The 20,052-nt window shown below is 44.7% G+C and carries 25 protein-coding genes; 10 read left to right on the top strand and 15 right to left on the bottom strand.

The annotated features are described in order from the left end of the window. The first annotated feature begins 180 nt into the window (after window positions 1-180). Window positions 181-756, top strand: a complete 576-nt coding sequence (gene lpcA / locus DUN60_RS10310) for a D-sedoheptulose 7-phosphate isomerase (RefSeq protein WP_004734322.1) — start codon at window positions 181-183, stop codon at window positions 754-756. A gap of 65 nt (window positions 757-821) precedes the next feature. Then, entirely contained in the window at window positions 822-1,667 is an 846-nt protein-coding gene (locus DUN60_RS10305) for a class II glutamine amidotransferase (protein WP_017079424.1), read from the top strand. Between the two features lie 141 nt (window positions 1,668-1,808). Here DUN60_RS10305 and purN read toward each other — a convergent pair whose 3' ends face one another. Then, complete coding sequence (purN, locus tag DUN60_RS10300; RefSeq protein WP_114633891.1) at window positions 1,809-2,495, bottom strand: phosphoribosylglycinamide formyltransferase; 687 nt, start codon at window positions 2,493-2,495, stop codon at window positions 1,809-1,811. Window positions 2,496-2,615: 120 nt separating this feature from the next. Continuing rightward, complete coding sequence (gene purM, locus DUN60_RS10295; RefSeq protein WP_114633890.1) at window positions 2,616-3,656, bottom strand: phosphoribosylformylglycinamidine cyclo-ligase; 1,041 nt, start codon at window positions 3,654-3,656, stop codon at window positions 2,616-2,618. A 169-nt stretch (window positions 3,657-3,825) separates the two neighbouring features. On the opposite strand from purM, the gene upp reads away from it, so the two are divergent. After that, complete coding sequence (gene upp / locus DUN60_RS10290; protein ID WP_004734318.1) at window positions 3,826-4,452, top strand: uracil phosphoribosyltransferase; 627 nt, start codon at window positions 3,826-3,828, stop codon at window positions 4,450-4,452. Window positions 4,453-4,601: 149 nt separating this feature from the next. Here upp and DUN60_RS10285 read toward each other — a convergent pair whose 3' ends face one another. Then, a complete protein-coding gene (locus DUN60_RS10285; RefSeq protein ID WP_017100802.1) occupies window positions 4,602-5,840 on the bottom strand; it encodes a uracil-xanthine permease family protein in 1,239 nt (412 codons plus the stop codon). A 278-nt stretch (window positions 5,841-6,118) separates the two neighbouring features. Here DUN60_RS10285 and DUN60_RS10280 point away from each other — a divergent pair, with 278 nt between their 5' ends. After that, on the top strand, window positions 6,119-7,384 hold the full coding sequence (locus tag DUN60_RS10280) for a DUF2066 domain-containing protein (protein ID WP_114633889.1): 1,266 nt from the start codon (window positions 6,119-6,121) through the stop codon (window positions 7,382-7,384). 128 nt (window positions 7,385-7,512) lie between these two features. On the opposite strand, the gene DUN60_RS10275 is transcribed toward DUN60_RS10280, so the two are convergent. From DUN60_RS10275 to bepA, 4 genes are all read right to left on the bottom strand, one after another. Next, entirely contained in the window at window positions 7,513-7,950 is a 438-nt protein-coding gene (locus DUN60_RS10275; RefSeq protein WP_004734315.1) for a DUF2069 domain-containing protein, read from the bottom strand. Next, window positions 7,947-8,540 carry an NAD(P)H:quinone oxidoreductase gene (gene wrbA, locus DUN60_RS10270; RefSeq protein WP_114633888.1) on the bottom strand — a complete coding sequence of 198 codons (594 nt, stop codon included), beginning with the start codon at window positions 8,538-8,540 and terminating at the stop codon, window positions 7,947-7,949. The genes DUN60_RS10275 and wrbA overlap by 4 nt, the downstream gene beginning before the upstream one ends. A 6-nt stretch (window positions 8,541-8,546) precedes the next feature. Next, a complete protein-coding gene (gene arsC / locus DUN60_RS10265; RefSeq protein WP_114633887.1) occupies window positions 8,547-8,897 on the bottom strand; it encodes an arsenate reductase (glutaredoxin) in 351 nt (116 codons plus the stop codon). Window positions 8,898-9,020: 123 nt separating this feature from the next. Then, window positions 9,021-10,475: a beta-barrel assembly-enhancing protease gene (bepA, locus tag DUN60_RS10260; protein ID WP_114633886.1), complete on the bottom strand. Its 1,455-nt coding sequence runs from the start codon at window positions 10,473-10,475 to the stop codon at window positions 9,021-9,023. 178 nt (window positions 10,476-10,653) lie between these two features. On the opposite strand from bepA, the gene DUN60_RS10255 reads away from it, so the two are divergent. Together DUN60_RS10255 and DUN60_RS10250 are read left to right on the top strand one after the other, a co-directional pair. Continuing rightward, the gene (locus tag DUN60_RS10255) at window positions 10,654-10,893 is read left to right on the top strand and encodes a sulfurtransferase TusA family protein (protein ID WP_017107216.1); all 240 of its coding nucleotides are present in this window, start codon (window positions 10,654-10,656) and stop codon (window positions 10,891-10,893) included. After that, on the top strand, window positions 10,886-11,962 hold the full coding sequence (locus tag DUN60_RS10250; RefSeq protein ID WP_114633885.1) for an AI-2E family transporter: 1,077 nt from the start codon (window positions 10,886-10,888) through the stop codon (window positions 11,960-11,962). The genes DUN60_RS10255 and DUN60_RS10250 overlap by 8 nt, the downstream gene beginning before the upstream one ends. A gap of 138 nt (window positions 11,963-12,100) precedes the next feature. On the opposite strand, the gene bcp is transcribed toward DUN60_RS10250, so the two are convergent. Further along, a complete protein-coding gene (gene bcp / locus DUN60_RS10245) occupies window positions 12,101-12,571 on the bottom strand; it encodes a thioredoxin-dependent thiol peroxidase (protein ID WP_017079430.1) in 471 nt (156 codons plus the stop codon). A gap of 12 nt (window positions 12,572-12,583) precedes the next feature. After that, a complete protein-coding gene (locus DUN60_RS10240; RefSeq protein WP_017079431.1) occupies window positions 12,584-13,126 on the bottom strand; it encodes a glycine cleavage system transcriptional repressor in 543 nt (180 codons plus the stop codon). A 374-nt stretch (window positions 13,127-13,500) separates the two neighbouring features. On the opposite strand from DUN60_RS10240, the gene dapA reads away from it, so the two are divergent. Beyond that, window positions 13,501-14,379, top strand: coding sequence for a 4-hydroxy-tetrahydrodipicolinate synthase (gene dapA, locus DUN60_RS10235; RefSeq protein WP_004734279.1), 879 nt, complete (start codon window positions 13,501-13,503; stop codon window positions 14,377-14,379). Window positions 14,380-14,428: 49 nt separating this feature from the next. Beyond that, window positions 14,429-15,475: an outer membrane protein assembly factor BamC gene (gene bamC, locus DUN60_RS10230; RefSeq protein WP_065205018.1), complete on the top strand. Its 1,047-nt coding sequence runs from the start codon at window positions 14,429-14,431 to the stop codon at window positions 15,473-15,475. Window positions 15,476-15,641: 166 nt separating this feature from the next. Here the strand turns inward: bamC and DUN60_RS10225 are convergent, their stop codons facing one another. The 4 genes from DUN60_RS10225 to DUN60_RS10210 all read right to left on the bottom strand — a co-directional run bounded on the left by DUN60_RS10225 (window position 15,642) and on the right by DUN60_RS10210 (window position 18,160). Next, a complete protein-coding gene (locus tag DUN60_RS10225; RefSeq protein WP_114633884.1) occupies window positions 15,642-15,851 on the bottom strand; it encodes a DUF2897 family protein in 210 nt (69 codons plus the stop codon). Between the two features lie 8 nt (window positions 15,852-15,859). Continuing rightward, window positions 15,860-16,534: a M15 family metallopeptidase gene (locus DUN60_RS10220; RefSeq protein WP_114633883.1), complete on the bottom strand. Its 675-nt coding sequence runs from the start codon at window positions 16,532-16,534 to the stop codon at window positions 15,860-15,862. A 46-nt stretch (window positions 16,535-16,580) separates the two neighbouring features. After that, window positions 16,581-17,717 (bottom strand): succinyl-diaminopimelate desuccinylase, encoded by a 1,137-nt coding sequence (gene dapE / locus DUN60_RS10215; protein ID WP_114633882.1) that lies wholly within the window; start codon window positions 17,715-17,717, stop codon window positions 16,581-16,583. A 95-nt stretch (window positions 17,718-17,812) separates the two neighbouring features. Next, window positions 17,813-18,160 carry an ArsC family reductase gene (locus DUN60_RS10210; protein WP_017079437.1) on the bottom strand — a complete coding sequence of 116 codons (348 nt, stop codon included), beginning with the start codon at window positions 18,158-18,160 and terminating at the stop codon, window positions 17,813-17,815. Between the two features lie 205 nt (window positions 18,161-18,365). On the opposite strand from DUN60_RS10210, the gene DUN60_RS10205 reads away from it, so the two are divergent. Next, window positions 18,366-18,653, top strand: coding sequence for a winged helix-turn-helix domain-containing protein (locus DUN60_RS10205; RefSeq protein WP_004734273.1), 288 nt, complete (start codon window positions 18,366-18,368; stop codon window positions 18,651-18,653). A 117-nt stretch (window positions 18,654-18,770) separates the two neighbouring features. On the opposite strand, the gene DUN60_RS10200 is transcribed toward DUN60_RS10205, so the two are convergent. Together DUN60_RS10200 and DUN60_RS10195 are read right to left on the bottom strand one after the other, a co-directional pair. Then, entirely contained in the window at window positions 18,771-19,103 is a 333-nt protein-coding gene (locus DUN60_RS10200; RefSeq protein WP_054547623.1) for a DUF4156 domain-containing protein, read from the bottom strand. 12 nt (window positions 19,104-19,115) lie between these two features. Then, window positions 19,116-19,466, bottom strand: coding sequence for a DUF2956 domain-containing protein (locus tag DUN60_RS10195; RefSeq protein WP_114633881.1), 351 nt, complete (start codon window positions 19,464-19,466; stop codon window positions 19,116-19,118). Window positions 19,467-19,575: 109 nt separating this feature from the next. On the opposite strand from DUN60_RS10195, the gene DUN60_RS10190 reads away from it, so the two are divergent. Continuing rightward, window positions 19,576-20,037 (top strand): DUF2919 domain-containing protein, encoded by a 462-nt coding sequence (locus DUN60_RS10190; protein ID WP_114633880.1) that lies wholly within the window; start codon window positions 19,576-19,578, stop codon window positions 20,035-20,037. Window positions 20,038-20,052: the final 15 nt, after the last annotated feature.

Raw genomic sequence — 20,052 nt, 5'->3', positions numbered from 1 at the left:
AGGTTGGTGGCGAATATTTGGGCGGATCGGCAGCGACAGGCTAATAAAGGTGGCAATCTTTGGGCTTAAGTGTCGACACTATTTCATGTTTGTGGGTAAACTCAGTGATAAAGAGGGGGAAACCCCCAGTTCTCATTTCGCGCACTTTAAGTTGCGTCAAAAAAATAAGAGATAAGCCTTATGTACCATGACCTAATCAAAAGTGAATTGAACGAAGCTGCTGACGTTCTTAACAAGTTCTTGAGTGATGACCATAACATTGCCCAAATTGAAGCTGCCGCAAAACTGATTGCAGATTCATTTAAGCAAGAGGGTAAAGTACTTTCTTGTGGTAACGGTGGCTCACACTGTGATGCGATGCACTTCGCGGAGGAGCTTACTGGCCGATACCGTGAAAATCGTCCAGGTTACGCTGGTATTGCGATTTCAGATCCTAGCCATTTATCTTGTGTAAGTAACGACTTTGGCTACGACCACGTATTTTCTCGTTATGTAGAAGCGGTAGGCCGTAAGGGTGACGTGTTGTTTGGTTTATCGACTTCTGGTAACTCTGCCAACATTTTAAAAGCGATTGAAGCTGCTCAAGCTAAAGGCATGAAAACCATTGCGCTAACCGGTAAAGATGGCGGTAAAATGGCAGGTTGTGCCGATATCGAAATTCGAGTTCCACATTTTGGTTACGCTGACCGCATCCAAGAGATTCACATTAAGATCATCCACATTGTGATTCAGCTTGTTGAAAAAGAAATGGAATAATAGTTTTAAAGACATTTGGGGCCCAACTTAGGCTCCATTGGTTTTGATAGGGAGTAGATTAAACCATGTGTGAATTGCTCGGTATGAGCGCGAATGTGCCAACTGATATTTGTTTTAGCTTTACTGGTCTTATGCAGCGTGGAGGCAATACCGGCCCGCACCGCGATGGCTGGGGTATTACTTTCTATGAAGGAAAGGGTTTCCGTACGTTTAAAGATCCTAACCCTAGTTGTGAATCCAAGATCGCTGAGTTGGTTCAAAACTACCCAATTAAAAGTCAAGCTGTTGTCAGTCATATCCGTCAAGCTAATCGTGGTGGCGTTAATCTAGAAAATACTCACCCATTTACCCGTGAGCTTTGGGGACGATACTGGACCTTCGCCCATAATGGCCAATTAACGGATTACGATGATCTGGTTAGTGGTCGTTTCAGACCGGTCGGTGAGACGGACAGTGAACTTTCTTTCTGTTGGTTAGTGAAACAATTAGAAGATCGTTTTCCTGAACCACCACAAGACATGGAAGGTATGTTTCGCTTTGTCGCTGAGTGTTGTGATCAGCTAAGAGAGAAAGGCGTCTTCAACATGTTACTCAGTGATGGTGAGTACGTGATGACCTACTGTACGAATCATTTGTACTGGATAACAAGACGCGCGCCTTTTGGCAATGCGAGCCTGATTGATGAAGATGTTGAGATAAACTTCCAAGAAGAGACCACGCCGAATGATGTGGTCACGGTGGTAGCAACTCAGCCTCTAACATGCAATGAAGAGTGGTTTAGAATGAAGCCGGGCGAATATGCGTTGTTTCATTTTGGTGAGCTGATCGGCAATAACCATAAAGCCTTGGAAGATGTTGCTTATGCACCTAAAAAGGTTGCAAGCCAAGCACCAACTGAGCCATTGAGCTAAACGTTCCGAATAGTATCATTTTTGATCCGAACATAAGAAAGGCCGCTTACTGAACCAATAAGTCAATAAGCGGCCTTTTTATTTTCTGATTTTTAAGGGCTTGCTCTTTAGTGATTTACTTTGCGAGAATAGCTATACGAATTACTCTTCTGCGTAACCGTGTTTGCCTAATATTTTACCGTCTAAGACAGCTTGCCCGTTTACCATCGATAAACGATCTTCGGCAAACCATTTACAGACCATAGGGTAAATGCAGTGTTCTTGGGTGAGCACTCGGCTTGCTAATATGTCAGCATCATCATCTTTAAATACTGGCACCTTAGCCTGTAAGATCACTGGGCCACCATCGAGCTCTTCGGTAACAAAGTGGACGCTGGTGCCATGCTCTTTGTCCTTTGCATCAATAGCACGCTGGTGGGTGTGGAGCCCAGGATACTTAGGTAATAGAGAAGGGTGGATATTGATCATTTTCCCCGCGTAATGACGAACAAACTCTGAACTCAGAATGCGCATGTAGCCAGCGAGTACAATCAGGTCGGGTTGGTAAGCATCGATCTGAACCATCAATTCATGATCAAACTCTTCACGCGAGTTAAATTCTTTTGGATTCACCGAGTGAGCGTCAACACCTGCTGATTTTGCACGCTCTAGACCAAAAGCATCCGCTTTATTTGAGAAGACGGCCTTAACAGAGGCGTCAATCGTGTGGCTGTCACAGGCATCCAAAATTGCCTGCAAGTTACTTCCGCTTCCTGAGATTAAAACGACGATGTTTTTCTTCGAGTGACTGTTATTCATAGAATGGCTGTTCTTCATAGAGTGGGTCATGCGATTGGTTAACTGAAGTATTTACAATGTACTTACATAAACTAAGGTTTTCTGCGGGCTAAATAGCAAAATGAGGACCATAAGGTCCTCATTGATTAACTAAGTAAGCGAACGCATCACTTATTTGATTTCAACTTGCTCTTCGCCAGTTTCAGCGTTAGCAATTTCACCGATAACCCAAGCGTTTTCGCCTTCAGCTTTCAGCAGTTCAACAGCAGCGTCTGCTTGACCTTTAGGTAGAGCAACAACAAGGCCAACACCACAGTTGAAAGTGCGGTACATTTCAAATGTTTCCACGTTGCCTTTCTCTTGTAGCCAGCTGAAGATAGCAGGCCATTCCCAGCTCTTGCCATCAATCACTGCTTTAGTGCCTTCAGGAAGTACGCGTGGGATGTTTTCCCAGAAACCACCACCTGTGATGTGCGAGATAGCATGAATGTCATGCTCAGCAATCATCTTAAGTGCCGATTTGATGTAAATCTTAGTCGGTTCTAGTAGGTGCTCACCAATAGTGCGACCTTCTAGTTCTTCACTCTTATCAGCACCAGAAACTTCTAGAACTTTACGAATTAAAGAGTAACCGTTTGAGTGTGGACCACTTGAACCAACAGCGATAAGTGCGTCGCCTGCAGCTACTTTAGTGCCATCGATGATGTCAGCTTTTTCTACGACACCAACACAGAAGCCAGCAACATCGTAGTCATCGCCTTCGTACATGCCAGGCATTTCAGCCGTTTCACCACCGATTAGTGCACAGCCAGCTTGAACACAACCTTCAGCGATACCAGAAACAACGTCTGCAGCTGTATCTACATCTAGCTTACCTGTTGCGTAGTAGTCTAGGAAGAATAACGGCTCACCACCTTGAACGATTAAGTCGTTCACACACATTGCCACTAGATCGATACCAATGGTGTCGTGTTTTTTCAGATCCAAAGCAAGGCGAAGTTTAGTACCAACACCATCAGTACCTGAAACAAGTACCGGCTCTTTGTATTTCGTTGGAAGTTCACATAGGGCGCCAAAGCCACCAATACCGCCCATTACTTCAGGGCGACGAGTGCGTTTAACAGCACCTTTGATACGGTCTACTAGTGCATTACCTGCGTCGATATCAACACCAGCGTCTTTGTAGCTTAGAGAAGAAGTATTACCACTCACGGGATAGTCCTCGAACTTAAGTTGGATGTGAAAACGGCGCTATTCTAACAGGGCTTGATTACCAAGAGCAAACGTTTGCGCGGTTTTTTTTATTAGAATAAAGATTCTGAAATAACCCCACAGTTCGTGTATAATCTACAGGTTTGTTTAAATATTGCCGGAGTTGGAAATGAAAGTTGTTGAAGTGAAACACCCGCTAGTAAAACATAAAATTGGCCTGATGCGTGAAGGTGACATTAGCACTAAGCGTTTTCGTGAGCTAGCGACAGAAGTGGGTAGCCTTCTAACATACGAAGCGACATCAGATTTTGAAACTGAGCGTGTGACGATTAACGGTTGGAACGGTCCAGTAGAAGTTGACCAAATTAAAGGTAAAAAAGTAACGGTAGTGCCAATTCTACGTGCTGGTCTAGGCATGATGGACGGCGTTCTTGAGCACATCCCAAGTGCACGTATCAGCGTTGTTGGTATCTACCGTGACGAAGAAACGCTTGAGCCAGTACCATACTTTAACAAGCTTGCATCTAACATCGATGAGCGTATTGCTCTAGTGGTAGATCCAATGCTTGCGACAGGTGGTTCTATGATCGCGACTATCGACCTTATGAAAGAGAAAGGTTGTAAGCACTTTAAGATTCTTGTGCTTGTTGCTGCTCCTGAAGGTATCGCTGCTCTAGAAAAAGCGCACCCAGATGTTGAGCTGTACACGGCTGCAATCGATGAGAAGCTAAACGACAAGGGCTACATTGTTCCTGGTCTTGGCGATGCTGGTGATAAGATCTTCGGTACTAAGTAATTCAGTTTCGGTTTAAATTAATTCAAAGAGTTTTAAATTTAACTGAACCTGCTTAATTAGCCGTATAAATAAAAGGGAGAGCATTCGATGCTCTCCCTTTTTTGATCTTGTTAGGTTGTGATTTTTTTGAATCCAGCCTTACCGATAAATTAATCGATTTGAGCTTTGTCTACTACGGTGTTGTCGCCTAATTCTTCTGGAAGGACTAGGTTAAGTAGGATTGCCACGATGCCACATAAGCTTACGCCCTGTAGGCTAAAGTCACCGATGCCAAATGCCATGCCGCCAATACCGAAGACTAACGTAATACCCACAATCACAAGGTTGCGTGATTTATGTAGGTCTACTTTATTCTGAATTAGAGTATTCAAGCCTACCGTCGCGATTGAACCAAACAGTAGAATCATGATGCCGCCCATCACAGGAACAGGAATCGTTTGAAGTAGCGCGCCTAGCTTACCGACCAATGCAAGAACAATCGCTGTTACCGCAGCCCAAGTCATGATCACTGGGTTGAATGCTTTGGTCAGCATTACTGCACCTGTTACTTCACTGTACGTAGTGTTTGGTGGAGCGCCCAGCATTGAAGCGGCAATTGTTGCCACACCGTCACCAGTAATAGTGCGGTGTAAACCTGGCTTCTTAAGGTAGTCTTTGCCGGTAACGTTCGAGATAGCAAGCATGTCGCCCACGTGCTCAACAGCAGGTGCAATCGCAACAAACACCATAAAGAAGATCGCGTTGATGTTGAACTCTGGCGCGGTGAAGTTAGGTAGAGCTAACCAAGCAGCTTGAGCAACTGGAGTGAAATCAACGACACCGTAAACCAAGCTTGTGATGTAACCCGCGACAATGCCACCAAAGATAGGCAGCAGTTTAAGGAAGCCTTTCGAGAACACACTGATGACAATCGTCACGAGCAATGAAATAGATGAAATCCACAATGCTGCGTCTGCATCGATAAGCTGAACCGCACCATCGCCTGTTTTACCTAGCGCCATGTTTACCGCAACAGGCGCAAGACCTAAACCGATCACCATGATCACAGGGCCAACCACGACGGGTGGAAGCAGCTTATGGATGAAGGCTACACCACGCACTTTAATCAACGCACCCATTAATACATACACAACACCGGCTGCCATTAGGCCGCCCATGGTTGCGCCAACACCCCAAGTTTGAATACCAAACATGATAGGGGCGATGAATGCAAAAGAAGATGCTAAGAAGATTGGCACTGAACGGCGTGTAATAAGTTGGAATAAAAGGGTACCGATACCTGCGCCAAAGAGTGCAACGTTGGGATCAAGTCCTGTTAGTAGCGGCACCAGTACAAGCGCACCAAACGCTACAAACAGCATTTGCGCACCTTGCAGAGCATTTTTCATGTTATGTCCTTAAAAATGGTCGTTATATGAAAAGCGAAAAATAAAATTCGCGGGATTCTATCACTTAGCAATCGATTGCCACACCAAATAGATCAAATTTATTTATCTTAGTGATATTTTATATCCATCCTCGCCCGAAAAACTCAGTTTATAAGTGAGCGATTTATCATGGCCAGGTGATATTTTAAGGTTATTAAACACAGTGGGCGCTATCGACCTTGCCCCTCAATCCATAGTTGCTTATCATCTAGGCACAAGATTTGAATATTAGGATCAGTATGCGCTACATAGCATTGTTGTTGATGGGACTATTAGCCTCTCCGAGTTATGCCTTAACTCAAGTAGATATTTTTAGTGCTGAAGTTGCGATTAACGCTGAAAACAAACAGCCAGAACAGGTGGCAAGAAATACAGGTATGGAGCAGGTATTGATACGTGCGACTGGCCAAACCGATGTCGCTTCGAATGAGACGATTCAAAAGGCGATGCGTAAAAGTTCGCAGTACATGTCTCAAATGAGTTTTGGCGAAAGCAATGACCAATCAACATTGCGTATGCGTTTTAACGGTGCTCAAATCCGTTCTCTATTGACGCAAGCACAGTTGCCGTACTGGCCTGACACTCGTTCAAACATCCTTGTTTGGCTAGTAGAAGAGCAGAACTACGACAAGAACATTGTGTGGGAACATTCGAACTCACAGTTGGCTGCAGGCTTACAAGCTAACGCAAAAGAGCGCGGCCTACCCCTGACGCTACCTGTTGGTGATTTTGACGATATTACGGGTATTGCGACCTCTGATTTATGGGGCAGCTTTGTCTCGCCAATCAGCAAAGCGAGTCAACGTTACCCGGTTGATGCTGTATTGGTGATTAAGGCTCAATCTTCTGGATTACGCTGGACTCTGTATGACCAAAAACCAAACCAACTGACGAGCGCACCAAAATCGCCAGTCAGCGGTTCAGTATCGGGTAACAGCGCGACGACTTCCAAGAAGCTTGTCGACCAAATCAGTAACTACTACGCGGGTAAGAGTGCCGTAACGGTTGCGAGTGAATCTTCGGAGTCAATCTTAACGCAGTTTATTAGCCTAAATAACGCGCAAGACTTCTTCCAGTTAGAGAGCGCTCTTAAGCGTTTAAACTCAGTGGCAAGCCTAGATATCCTTAAGATTCAGAACAATGAAGTGACCTTCCGAATTCATTTGTTGTCGACTCAACAAGAGTTTGAGCAAGAAGTTGAAAGTATTCGTCAAGTCGCAAAGGTTGAAGAATCTTACATTGAACCTGAAGTGAGCCCTGAATTTGAAACGCAAGACAACGCCATGTCTGTAGGCGATGATTCAGCAGCTGTTACTGATACGACCCTGAACGATGGCGCAGAAGCGACGGTTAACGAAGCAGACCCAAGTGTTCAAGTCATCAAAGTTAGTGAGTTATCAACTGAAGCGGATGCTGAGCTAACAAATACGTCTGGCTCGGAAGAGCTAACAGTTGTTGCGCCAGTACATGCTAAGCCAAGCCTAGTATACGAATGGGTTCGCTAGTGATTGTCTTCTGACATGACCGATTGAAATGAATTCATGAAAAAAGCCCTGCAAGAGAAATCTCGCAGGGCTTTTTGTTTGTTGTCACTTTTTTCTATTGATACTAGGTCAGGACAACCTAATTCAGGTTACTGCTCGAACTTAGCTTTCTCGGTCTTTTCTACTTCAGAAAGGCGCTTAAGTTTGATGCCTAATTCTTTGGCTCTAAAGCGAGTAAATAAGATATTGCCCGCGAAGCCTAGAGTCGTCAGAAGCAGTTCTACAGCCGCTAATAAGCGCTCGCCACCGTCTACATACAAAATAGTTAATGCGTGTAGGAAGTAGAGCATTAAGACAAAGTTCGCCCAAGCATGCGTATAAGGTTTACCTGCTAGAATGCCCGGTAATGGGAGTAACAGCGGTATAGCCCAAGCGATAGCAAGCGTTACATTACTTAGATGAGGATGCGGCGAAAGTGTCATCTGCCAAGCAATCACCCAGAATAAAAGCGACAAGTTGCCCGCTAGAGCAAGGTAGCGGAATAGCTTGGTTGTGGGAGACATCGCCTTCTCTGGCATATACATCATAGAGAAATTCCCTTCTGGTTTATTGCGATGCGCGCTAGGCGTTTGCCTAGGTTTTGCGCCAACTCAATTTCATCTTTGCTTAATGAAGCGCTCTCTCCGGTACTACTCGCACCATAGGGTGTGCCACCAGTTTGAGTGGTATGCAGCGCAGGTTCTGAGTAGGGGATGCCCACCACTAACATGCCATGGTGAAGCAGTGGCAACATCATACTTTGTTGTGTGGTCTCTTGCCCGCCATGCAATGATGAAGAAGAGGTAAACACGCAAGCTGGTTTATCGATCAGATCGCCATTTATCCACAGTGATGTTGTGCTGTCCCAAAAGTGCTTCATAGGTCCAGCCATGTTGCCAAACCAAACCGGACTGCCTAGTGCTAAACCATCGCAAGAACGGAGCTCTTGCAATGTCGCGATAGGATCGGTTGGCTGATAACGCGAATCAGGCTGCTCTTCTGCTGTGTATACGTCGTTCACGGTTCTTAACATGGCTTCGCAGTTAGGGATAGATTCAACCCCTCGTGCAATTTGCCTTGCTAGCCCTCGTGTGTTGCCGTGGCGGCTGTAGTAGAGAACAAGAATATTGATGCTCATATTGGCTTACAGAATCTCTAGCACTTGCTCTGGTGGACGACCAATCTTTGCTTTGTTGTTCGCAACAACAACAGGGCGTTCAAACAGTTTTGGATTTGTCGCCATTGCTGAGAATAGATCTTCATCGGTAACCGATGCATCGTCAAGATTAGCCTCTTTGTAATCCGCTTCTTTGGTGCGCATCATTTCGCGAACACTGTCAAAACCAAGCTGCGTGAAAAGCACTTTAAGTTGCTCGATGGTTAAAGGCGTATCTAGGTATTTGATAACTTCTGGCTGTACGCCGTTTGCTTCAAGCAGTTCGAGAGTTTGACGGCTCTTTGAGCAGCGTGGGTTATGATAAATCACGACGGACATGGTTCTTCCTCATTATTATTTTTGATTTAATTGTTCAGTTGAAGCCACTTAAGTGGCTTCTTTAACTATGTAACGTTGAGCTTTCTTTTTCTTTTGACAACGAACCGCTGCCAATAAATACACTTACTGTAACGACAAGAAGCGTTCACGCTGAATCATTAGTTGATCAATTCGGGCGTCGTAACGTGCTTGTTTTAGGCTGCCGAGCTCTGCGATTTGGCTAGCCTGCGTATAGTACTGAATCGCTTTGTTCCAGTTGGCTTGCAGTGCCAAGATCTCTGCACGAGCAGCCAGTTCTTCGTCGCTATTACCCAGGCTTGTATTTACTTTTGAAAGTAGGTGCCAGCCGTTGGTGTCGTTCGGGTTGTCGTGCGTGTAACGTTGCAACACGCGAACGGCTTCCTGTAGGTCTTCATTTTCAATCAGCGCATTGGCGTAGTTAATGGTTAGAACCGGGTTGTTTGGTTGGCGAACCAGCGCTGATTCGAGTTCTTTAATCGCAATCTCAGGCTTTTTCTGTTCAATGTGCAGATCCGCAATGGCATCTAGATAAAACAGGTTGGTTGGATCGCTGTTGATGAGCTTGGTCAGAATCGGCTCAGCTTTATCTAATTTTTTAGAATCTAAGTAAACCAGTGCTTGGCCATACTCTAATGATGGAACCAAGGCTTTAGGTGCTTTCTTCAGCTTACGTTCAAACCAATCTAGAGCGGCATCATTATTAATGCCCGCATAGCGCGCGACAATGCGGGCTCTTGCTAGATGGTAGTCCAGTGATGGGGCCAGTTTTAGTGGCGGATAGCTGCGAGCGCGAGCGCGTGAATCGGTGATTCGATCTTCTGGTAATGGGTGAGTCAGCAGCATTGGGGGTGGTGTGCTTGCATAGCGGTATTCATCAGCCAAACGACCGAAGAAACGCGGCATCGCATTCACATCGAACCCTGCTTTCGCCAGTGTATTGATACCAAAGCGGTCAGCTTCTTTTTCATTACTACGGGTGTAGTTGATCTGGCTCTGCATGTTACCAGCGGTTGTGGCAGTTAGAGCTGCGATACCTGCTTCAGGTGCTGCAATGGCCAATAATACAGAGGCTGCTAGCGCTGCGATGGTTGCTGGAGAACGACGCGCTTGATCTTCCATACTACGCGCTAAGTGACGTTGGGTAACGTGCGCGATTTCGTGCGCCAATACTGAAGCCAACTCACTTTCAGATTGTGCATGCAGGAACAGACCTGAGTGCAAAGCAACATAACCACCAAAGAATGCAAAGGCGTTGATGTTGCGGTCACGGATCATAAAGAACTGAAAAGGGGTCTTTACATCATTCGCGTTCGCGACAAGGCGATGGCCGAGCGTATCGATATATTGGTTTAGAACAGGGTCGTTGACGATGGGCTGGCTGCTTCTGATGATGCGCATGTAGGCATCACCATAGATAAGTTCTTGGTCGATAGTGAGGGTGCCGCCAGCAGCGGTGCCGATATCCGGTAGCTCCAAACCATTGGTATTTGCCAAAGTTGGGGTGCTTAATGTGGCTGCGATGCATAAGCAAGCAATTGAACGAGCGCGTTTAAACATATTAGTCAGTAATACTCCGTTTCTTCTGACAGTAAGACAAGAGCAATGCAAATTGGTTCTTTATCTGATTTAACCTTTACTAAGTGAGTGCGCTATCATTAAGGAAGATGAATGAATGATGGCGCGTTTTGAAAAACAGATTACAATACGACCCTTATAATAAGCATCGAGCCCAAGAATGACACCTAATATTCTAGATTTACGCCAAGAGCGATGTCCAATGGCTTTATTATTAGCCAAGCGTCACAGTGTAAAGTTAGAAGTAGGACAGTCATTGTCAATTTATGTCTCTGATAACAGCTCGATGAAAGATATTGTTACTTTTTTGTCTAAGCAAGCCTATGACGTCATCGCTGAGGTTTGCTCTAATTACCATCATATCCTCGTCACTAAAAAGGAATTGCAGTCAGATGCTTGAAATGGTCAATCGTTGGTATAAACGACGTTTCTCTGATCCCCATGCTGTCAGTTTGGTTGCCATCATTCTATTCGGCTTTATTACGATCTACTTCTTTGGTCATCTCATCGCGCCATTGTTGGTGGCTATTGTGTTGGCTTACTTACTTGAGTGGCCGGTTACCCAACTTCAAAGACTCGGTGTTCCAAGAACCCCTTCAGTGATGTTGGTGATCTTAATGTTCTTTAGCGTGATGCTATTGGCGATATTTGGTTTGGTACCGACCATTTGGGAGCAAGTGGGTAATCTCATCAATGATATTCCAAGCATGTATGGCGGCTTACAGAAGTTCATCGCGACGATTCCTGAGCGCTATCCTGAATTAGCAAACTTGCAGATCGTTGAATCGATTGTGTCTAACGCGAAAAATAAAGCATTGGGCTTTGGTGAAAGTGTTGTTAAAGGTTCTTTAGCTTCTCTTGTGAGCTTGGCTACGCTTGCGGTTTACTTGATTCTTGTGCCGCTGCTTATCTTCTTCTTACTAAAAGATAAAGAAGAGATGATCAGCATGGCGAGTGGCGTGCTACCGAAAAATCGTCGTCTAGCGACCAAGGTTTGGGTTGAGATGAACCAACAAATCTCGAACTATATTCGCGGCAAGGTGCTTGAGATCTTGATCGTCGGTGGTGTCAGCTATGTGACCTTTGCGATTCTAGATTTGCGTTATTCAGCTCTGTTGGCTGTCGCGGTCGGCTTCTCGGTACTGATTCCTTATATCGGTGCGGCAGCTGTGACCGTTCCAGTTGCGATTGTTGGCCTGTTCCAGTGGGGATTAGAGCCTCAATTTTACTGGCTGCTTCTTGCTTACGGTATTATCCAAGCACTAGATGGCAACGTGCTCGTTCCTGTTCTGTTCTCTGAAGCCGTGAACCTACACCCAGTAGCGATTATTGTAGCGGTATTGGTGTTTGGCGGATTGTGGGGATTCTGGGGCGTGTTCTTCGCTATCCCGCTTGCTACGCTGGTAAAAGCGGTTTGGAATGCTTTACCGAGTCATGCTCTCGACGATGAGCCTGAGCATCAATCGTAATTGAAGAACAATACAGTTGAGTAAGTATTAAAAAGGCCGAATATCCATGATATTCGGCCTTTTTGTATTTGGCTTAGTCAATTGTTAACTTAGATCATCTAGGTATGAAATTAGGTCATTAATTCACTAGAAACAACATTAAGCTTCTGGATTGAAGTAGTCTAGAACCACTTCGTGGTGAGTTTTAGTCTTGAACTTGTTGAAGACGTGTTCAATCTGGCCTTCTTCATCAATTAGGAAGCTAATACGGTGCAGACCGTCGTACACTTTACCCATGAATTTCTTCTCGCCCCAAACGCCAAACTGTTCAGCAACGCTGTGGTCTTCATCAGATAGCAGTGTGAAGTTTAGAGATTTCTTCTCGACGAAATTTGGTAGGCGTTTTACTGGATCAACACTCACACCTAGAACAACCACATTTAGGTCATCAAGTTGTGCTTTGATATCACGCAGGCCTTCAGCTTGCACAATACAACCTGGAGTCATTGCTTTTGGGTAAAAATAGAACAGGACTTTTTTACCTTTGAAGTCACCAAGAGATACGATATTACCATCTTGATCAGGAAGAGAAAAAGCAGGTGCTGGAACACCAGCCGTTAGCGTATTCATGATATTTCCTTTTTAAAAACTGTTTTTGATAAAGTTGAGCGAGCCTTGTACGGATAGGCTCTGACACAGCGCGTCAAATTCTTCTTGTAGCTGCATCAAATTACATTCTGATTGCACAGAAGCGGTAATAGAGATATGGAATTGGTCGTTATCGAGCTGAACTTTAGATTTATTGATGGTTCGCGCACTTAACGAATCGAGGCCGATGTTTCGGTCTGCGAAGAACTGGGTAAACTGCTCGGTAAGGCCGATTTTATCGTCTGACTCAACGAACACCTCTACGGTGTAAGAGTTCTCAATAACATCATGAGTTGAGGTTCGCTTCATAATCGTAATCAAGTCGTGCTCTTGTCCAAGCAAGGGCAGGGTGGTTTCAACGCGGGTGATGTTGTTTGCCTTTCCAGACAGCAGCATGATAAGCGTAAATTCTTCGCCAAATAGAGCGATACGGCTATCAATAATGTTACAGCCTGATTGGGTGACTAAATGAACCACTTGGTTGCATACACCTGGGCGATCTGTGCCCACAGCTGTGATTACTAGATGTTGAGTCATAAAATCACGTCTCTTTATATTCCATTGATTCATGCATGTTAGCACAGTTAGCTTGTGGAATAAGCGTGCGTACGGGGCTTTTTATGAGGTACCTTGCTTCTAACATACAACCAATGATAAGAATATTGAGAGCGTTAAAAAATGAGATTGAGCGGTGAGAGCACAGCTTACTTGTTACTGACATCCAGTGCTGTGCTATCCGCTAGATTGAGCGCAGGTTATCCAAATTCTCGGTAGAACGCCTTTAGAAGTCGTTTTACCTCAAACATACGACAATATTTAATGCAGATGTTGCCGGTAAGCCACTTTAATGTCTTGTGTTTATTGATTGGCTTACAGTAACATGCAAAAAGAATAAATTAAGGGAGATAGACATGTTTTCAGGAAGTATCGTTGCGCTAGTTACGCCATTTAATACAGATGGTGAAGTGGATTTCGACAGCCTTAAAAAGTTAGTTGAGCACCATGTTGCTGCAGGTAGTGATGGTCTGGTTGCGGTTGGCACAACAGGTGAGTCTTCAACACTCACTATTGAAGAGCATGTCAAAGTCGTCAATAAGATCGTTGAATTTGCTGATGGTCGTATTCCCGTTATCGCTGGTACAGGTGCAAATGCAACTCACGAATCTGTTCTATTCAGCCGTTTGCTGAATGGTTCTGGTATTGCTGGTTGCCTGAGCGTAACGCCTTACTACAACAAACCGACTCAAGAAGGTTTGTACCAACACTACAAAGCGATTGCTGAAGTCAGTGACGTTCCACAAATCCTATACAATGTACCGGGTCGTACTGCTGTAGACTTGTTACCTGAAACGGTTGCTCGCCTTGCTGAGATCGAAAACATCGTTGCACTTAAAGATGCGACGGGTGATCTCGACAGAATTGCAATTCACCGTGAACTTTGTGGCGAAGATTTTATCTTACTAAGTGGTGATGACTTAACAGGTCTAGAATTTGTTAAGCGTGGTGGCGATGGCGTGATCTCTGTAACAAACAATGTTGCAGCCGCTGATATGGCAACCATGTTCAAGTTAGCGAAAGAAGGCAAGTTTGAAGAAGCAGAAGCGATCAATGAGCGTTTGATGCCTCTACATAAGAATTTGTTCGTTGAGTCCAACCCTATTCCCGTAAAATGGGCGGTTCATAAAATGGGTCTGATTGCTGAAGGTGGCTTACGTCTACCGTTGACTGAATTGTCAAAGCCAGCTCAACCCGTTGTTGCTCAAGCAATGACTGAAGCGTGTATTTACTAAAAATGTATGAAGTGATGCCGAAGTGAACCTTCGGCATTTAGGAGTATAAATGAAGTATTCTCACCAGCTAGTGATTGGATCACTGGCTGTTTTCGTTCTTACAGCATGTTCTGGCAGCCCGACTCAACGTCGCCAAGCCAAAGATGATTTCGAATACTTAGAAACACCTGAGTTTTCACAATGGCAGCTGCCTGAAGATGCTCAACCTCAGTTCTATCCCAATTTTGACATCCCAAACGGTGAGTTCAGTGGTGGTACAGGCCGTGAAGTGGATATTCGTCCGCCGCAACAGGTTCTTGAGCTGATCCCAGGAGCTCGATCTGAGCGTCAGAATGGTGAAGTGACACTATGGCTTCTTCGTGCTGAAGAAGCAGACCGCGTGTGGCAAACGGCTGTAGATATGCTGGCACAACGTGGCATTGGTATTCGTGAACAGTCAGAAAACGATATTGAGACCGATTGGGTTACTTGGGTTTCTGAAGATGAAGAAGTAGAGATCGGCAGTCGCTACTCTATCTCTCGTTTCCAAGCGAACAACCGCCATGGCTTCAAAATCAACCTTATCGATTGGCGTGAAGGCTCTGAAGAGAAGCCGGTATCGGCAACCAATAAGGAGCGTTACAACGCGTTCTTAACGAACCTAGTGATGGCTAAGTACGATGAAAACCTTCGTGCTGAAGCGGCGTTGAAAGCACAAGAGTTGGTTAAACGCATTCCAATCTCAATGGGTGCTGACCGCAGTGGCTTCCCTGTGATCATTGCTCGTACTCCATACAATGTATTGTGGCAGCGTTTGCCTACCTTGCTACCGACGATGGGCTTTGAGCTTGAAGAGCGTAACCAGTCTCAAGGTACTGTAAAAGCTAAGTATGCTGCACCAGATGATGAATTCTGGGAAACAATTGGCCTACAACCCATTGATTTGGCTCCAGGCACTTACACCTTCTTGTTTGGTGATCTTGGTAACCGTACGTCAATTAACGTAACGGATGCATCAGGTAAACCAGTAGAAGAAGCGTTACTTAAGTCTATGGTACCGGTATTAGCACATGTTGCTGACCAAACCAAAGATGACAAAGAAGCTGATGCAGAGTAAGTAAACTGAGTGAGCATAGCTGAAAAACCACAGAGTTAGTCATATCAGCCTTGTGGTTAGCTAAAGCCAATAAAAAAGAGGACACATTGTGTCCTCTTTTTTGTATTCGTTGATTAGTCGTCAGCGGATTATTAGCAAATTAGATTGGCTCCTTAGAGCTACAAAATTAAGCGTCTTTGTTGTCCGTAGACTCATCTTTTTGAGCTTTATCTTGGTTCTGTTTATCCAATTGATTGAGCTTGTCTAAGTCTTTCTCTGTTTTGTTACGACCAGTCAGATCCATATTGGCGGTCTGTTTGAGCGCAGCAATATTACCCACCACAACGCTAACCACGATGATGATGATAACCCAAGGGTTTGTAAGCCACTCCAACATAAGCGCTCCTAATGACTGATATTCGCCACGAAGCGCGCATAGATCTCGTCTAGCTGCTCCATAATAATCTCATACCCTAATATTGGCTTAGATTGGAGTTGCTTGCCAAGTAAAGAGGGAGATAACTGTGATAAACACAACTCCGATACTTTTCGATGGCTGATATGCCAAGGTTCTATCGCCACACCGCCGAGGTCTTGACTGTACGGAAAGAAGAACCCAAATTGAGATGCATTGGCAACAAGCCATTGGTAAAACGCTTGCTGGTGGCCAGTAAGGTATTCCCATGGTTCCAGTTGCAGCTGTGTGCCTTCAGGCAAGTGATTACGAGCAAAGACATCAAAGTCACAACCCCAATGGTGACGACTCGCCCCAGGCAGTGCAGACCACCTCAGTATCGCTGACAACTTTTGCTGTTCACTGAGTCTTGAAGCATCAAGTGGTTGGCTTTCTGAGTCTAATATTGGTGCTTCACCAGAAAACTTACGGTTCCAAATCAGAGATTGCCTTTCATAGTCGCGAAAGCCACTGGCAATCTCCATTTTAAAGCCAGCGAGTTGAGCAGCTTCAATCAAACTGTTTAGGTCATCTTTGACATTACTGTGAACCAAGAATGTCTTGGTGCCAATCAGGTTAGGTTCCAGATGAGAATCTGATTGCCCGGTAAGCTGCTCTGGTGTCATAACGCGTCTCTCAATAATTAGAAGCTATCAATCGCTGATGAAAGAACTATTTAGCGAACAGGTTCACTAATGTTCTCTCATACATGTCGGTTAGCTTCTCTAAGTCAGCCACTTTCACGCATTCGTTAACCTTGTGAATGGTGGCATTAACCGGACCTAGCTCTACGACTTGCCCTTTCATGCGCGCAATAAAGCGCCCGTCAGATGTACCACCTGTAGTCAGTAGTGCTGGTTTTACGTCATTAACGTGGCCAACGGCATCAACAATAGCATCAAGCAGTGAGCCTGCGTCTGTTAAGAACGGGTCGCCATTGAATGTCCATTTCAAATCGTATTCGAAATCGTATTTGTCGAGTGTATTTGTGACTCTCTCAACGATGATGTCGTTGTTTAACTCTGTGCTAAAACGAAGGTTAAACTGAACATTAAACTCACCAGGAATCACGTTTGATGCGCCTGTGCCCGCACTTACATTTGGGATCTGGAAGCTTGTTGGTGGGAAGTAGTCATTACCTTTATCCCACTCGGTAGTAGCCAGTTCATTGATCGCAAGCAGAGAGCTGTGTACCGGGTTGTTCGCTAGGTGAGGGTAAGCAACATGACCTTGTGTGCCTTTAACTGTTAGGTCACCAGTGATAGAACCACGACGGCCGTTTTTCACGACATCACCGACGTACTCAGTACTTGATGGTTCACCCACAATACACATGTCGATGTTCTCGCCACGAGCCATCAGTGCTTCAACAACACGTACCGTACCGTTGATGAAAGGACCTTCTTCATCTGACGTGATAAGGAAACCGATTGAGCCGCTGTGGTCCGGGTGTTTAGCAATGAACTGCTCGACAGCAACAATCATTGAAGCCAGAGAACCTTTCATATCTGCCGCGCCGCGACCGTGCAGGAAACCATCTACGATAGTCGGTTCGAATGGTTTAGTGTTCCATTGCTCAATTGGGCCTGCAGGTACAACATCAGTGTGGCCAGCAAAGGCAAACAGAGGCGCCTCTGTACCACGGCGAGCCCAAAAGTTCGTCGTATCTTCAAATACCATCACTTCGATTTCAAAACCGAGTGCTTTTAAGCGTTCAATCATCAGGTCTTGGCAACCTGCATCTTCTGGTGTTACCGATTGACGGCTAATGAGGTCTTTTGCCAGAGCCAAAGTTGGGCTATCTGTCATCCTTGAATTCCTTGTTTAAATAAAACGTCTAGTCATTAATTTTTAGGACGCTGATTCCGAGAACAACGTCCAGTTGTCTATCTAAATACAGTGCTCTAAGCAAAAATAGCTGCGTATTGGTCGGCTTTAAATCCGATATGAAGCTTACCGTCTACTTTTAGTATTGGTCGCTTAATCATTGCTGGTTGCTCAACAAGCAGAGTCACGGCTTTGTCTTCCGTTAATGTATCTTTCTGTTCTTGTGAAAGTTGGCGATAAGTCGTACCACGTTTGTTCAATACAAGTTCCCAGCCAAGTTCTGAACAGAAGGTCGTAACCAACTCTTCAGTGATGCCTTGTTTGCGATAATCGTGAAATTCGAACTTGATCCCTTCAGCTTCGAGCCATTTCTTTGCTTTTTTAATGGTGTCGCAGTTCGGAATGCCAAACATAGTGATAGTCATTGTTCTTCCTTTGGGTGATTTTATTTCGTTGTTATGAGTTGAATCCTATCAGGAAGCTGCAATTCAGACAAAATAGAGTGAGGAATATTTCATAGAGTGAAAAAAAACAGTAAGAAAATGTCACTATTGGAGACTTATTGATCAACCTCAACATGTTGTCAGCGAAAAAAGAAATAATTGAGTTGCACATATATAGGAGGTGTCAATGGAGTTGAGTCCTGTTTTTGCAAGGCGGCTATATTTAGCATTGTTAGTGGAAAGCCTTGATAGGCCAAATGTGCCTAAACTCATCGAAAAAACGGGTTGGCCTCGTCGTACTATTCAAGATGTACTCAAGGCGTTACCGGGGATCGGTATCGAACTTATGTTTGTTCAAGATGGGCGACGTCATAATGATGGCTATTACCAGTTATCCGACTGGGGTCCATTTGACAGTCAATGGGTTATCCAACGTAAAGGCGATATAGCAACAAGCCTTGGATTTAGTGCATAAGCCAGCGAAAGCTGGCTTTCTTTTTTTGCAGTCGAAGTAGAAGTAGAAGTAGAAGTAGAAATCGAAGTGGTAGCATCTTGCTCATTTGAGCACCGAGCTACCTAATTATGTCCCTCCCTAATTACACAGATAGGCAGTGCCCAACATAGTCACGGAAGTGGAAAAGTCTTGGGGGAGTGTAAATATCACGGTATCTGCACCTAGCTCAATCGTATTTGACTTGAGCTCATTCATGGCGCCCTGAATCAAGGTGTCGTTTGGGTAAAACAGGTAACTATACCAATGGCCCTCGCTGCCAGTGACTTCCCCTTTATACTCGCACTGCGCAATATTGATAAGGCCGTGGAAATCCATTTGCACGTTGTCAGCTTCGCTATGAGGCATTGATGTCGGTGTCGTGCAACCAAGTAGCACGCTACTCATAGCCAAAGCGATTAATTCCTTTTTCATACGCTTATCCTGTTATTTCATCAAATAAATCGCGAAGCCTATCCAGCTTGCGAACAATAACAACCACGGCAATTTACTGGCGTGATTTGATGTTGTTTCTTTGTTCGATTCGACATTCTGTTCTTGGTCTTGGTCTTGGTTCGCTTGCAGAGTCTGCTTCTCTTTCTGTACGCGTTTTTTAGCTTTATCGGCTTGGCGGCCACGTTCTTTCTGCTGCTTTTTATAGAGTGCGATGCCTTTCTCGATACCTTGAGCAATCAACTTGGTTTGTTCTTTGGTTTGAGCTGGCTTTTGTGTCGCTTTGGCTATCTTCAGTGCTTCTTGTTGTGATTCAACAGATGGTGTATTAGTTTTCTTTTTCATACTGAGTTCGATAATTAAAACGGATTAACCAATAAGATAACGCAAACCTAGTTAAGTATGAATGATTTGCGTTAAAGTGTTGGTTTGAAAATAAGTGAAAGTGAGATTTGTGCGGTACTCCATAGAACAATACGACAAGCACGGCTTTTTAAAAGCCCCAATCCTATTATGGTTAGGTTGGCTATTTCTGGCGAAAGCTCTGGTCGTTTTCATTGTTGCAGGTGCAAGCCGAGAGTCGGGCACTGATATCCTCGAAATCATCTATCCAGATCATCAAATGTTTTATGTTGGGATTGCATTGAGTATTCCGATCTTGTTACTCATGTGGTTGTTTGGACTCAGAACACCAGAGAGAAAGCGCCTCAATAAAGTCGTATCTTGTGGGCGTTGGGTCACCATGGTGGCTATCTTGGCACAGGGGTCTCATACCATTTATTTAATCTATCTGGATAATGGATGGTTCCGTTGGTCAAATGGCATCACCCTGTTATTGCTCCTATGGTTAGCGCTTTTTCTAACCAATAGTCATGCCGCTAGGGATTGCTTTAAAGTGGTTGAGCTCGAAGACTGATTCTCATCAAAACAT

Origin of the sequence: Vibrio splendidus (genome assembly GCF_003345295.1) — a bacterium.
GTDB classification, from domain to species: domain Bacteria; phylum Pseudomonadota; class Gammaproteobacteria; order Enterobacterales; family Vibrionaceae; genus Vibrio; species Vibrio splendidus_K.
This window is presented reverse-complemented; position numbering and strand designations above follow the sequence as displayed.

Excerpts from the sequence above, each read along its gene's own strand:
- lpcA (WP_004734322.1), top strand. The coding sequence starts at position 181 with ATGTACCATGACCTAATCAAAAGTGAATTGAACGAAGCTGCTGACGTT.
- DUN60_RS10305 (WP_017079424.1), top strand. The coding sequence starts at position 822 with ATGTGTGAATTGCTCGGTATGAGCGCGAATGTGCCAACTGATATTTGT.
- purN (WP_114633891.1), bottom strand. The coding sequence starts at position 2,495 with ATGACCCACTCTATGAAGAACAGCCATTCTATGAATAACAGTCACTCG.
- upp (WP_004734318.1), top strand. The coding sequence starts at position 3,826 with ATGAAAGTTGTTGAAGTGAAACACCCGCTAGTAAAACATAAAATTGGC.
- DUN60_RS10285 (WP_017100802.1), bottom strand. The coding sequence starts at position 5,840 with ATGAAAAATGCTCTGCAAGGTGCGCAAATGCTGTTTGTAGCGTTTGGT.
- DUN60_RS10280 (WP_114633889.1), top strand. The coding sequence starts at position 6,119 with ATGCGCTACATAGCATTGTTGTTGATGGGACTATTAGCCTCTCCGAGT.
- DUN60_RS10275 (WP_004734315.1), bottom strand. The coding sequence starts at position 7,950 with ATGATGTATATGCCAGAGAAGGCGATGTCTCCCACAACCAAGCTATTC.
- wrbA (WP_114633888.1), bottom strand. The coding sequence starts at position 8,540 with ATGAGCATCAATATTCTTGTTCTCTACTACAGCCGCCACGGCAACACA.
- arsC (WP_114633887.1), bottom strand. The coding sequence starts at position 8,897 with ATGTCCGTCGTGATTTATCATAACCCACGCTGCTCAAAGAGCCGTCAA.
- bepA (WP_114633886.1), bottom strand. The coding sequence starts at position 10,475 with ATGTTTAAACGCGCTCGTTCAATTGCTTGCTTATGCATCGCAGCCACA.
- DUN60_RS10255 (WP_017107216.1), top strand. The coding sequence starts at position 10,654 with ATGACACCTAATATTCTAGATTTACGCCAAGAGCGATGTCCAATGGCT.
- DUN60_RS10250 (WP_114633885.1), top strand. The coding sequence starts at position 10,886 with ATGCTTGAAATGGTCAATCGTTGGTATAAACGACGTTTCTCTGATCCC.
- bcp (WP_017079430.1), bottom strand. The coding sequence starts at position 12,571 with ATGAATACGCTAACGGCTGGTGTTCCAGCACCTGCTTTTTCTCTTCCT.
- DUN60_RS10240 (WP_017079431.1), bottom strand. The coding sequence starts at position 13,126 with ATGACTCAACATCTAGTAATCACAGCTGTGGGCACAGATCGCCCAGGT.
- dapA (WP_004734279.1), top strand. The coding sequence starts at position 13,501 with ATGTTTTCAGGAAGTATCGTTGCGCTAGTTACGCCATTTAATACAGAT.
- bamC (WP_065205018.1), top strand. The coding sequence starts at position 14,429 with ATGAAGTATTCTCACCAGCTAGTGATTGGATCACTGGCTGTTTTCGTT.
- DUN60_RS10225 (WP_114633884.1), bottom strand. The coding sequence starts at position 15,851 with ATGTTGGAGTGGCTTACAAACCCTTGGGTTATCATCATCATCGTGGTT.
- DUN60_RS10220 (WP_114633883.1), bottom strand. The coding sequence starts at position 16,534 with ATGACACCAGAGCAGCTTACCGGGCAATCAGATTCTCATCTGGAACCT.
- dapE (WP_114633882.1), bottom strand. The coding sequence starts at position 17,717 with ATGACAGATAGCCCAACTTTGGCTCTGGCAAAAGACCTCATTAGCCGT.
- DUN60_RS10210 (WP_017079437.1), bottom strand. The coding sequence starts at position 18,160 with ATGACTATCACTATGTTTGGCATTCCGAACTGCGACACCATTAAAAAA.
- DUN60_RS10205 (WP_004734273.1), top strand. The coding sequence starts at position 18,366 with ATGGAGTTGAGTCCTGTTTTTGCAAGGCGGCTATATTTAGCATTGTTA.
- DUN60_RS10200 (WP_054547623.1), bottom strand. The coding sequence starts at position 19,103 with ATGAAAAAGGAATTAATCGCTTTGGCTATGAGTAGCGTGCTACTTGGT.
- DUN60_RS10195 (WP_114633881.1), bottom strand. The coding sequence starts at position 19,466 with ATGAAAAAGAAAACTAATACACCATCTGTTGAATCACAACAAGAAGCA.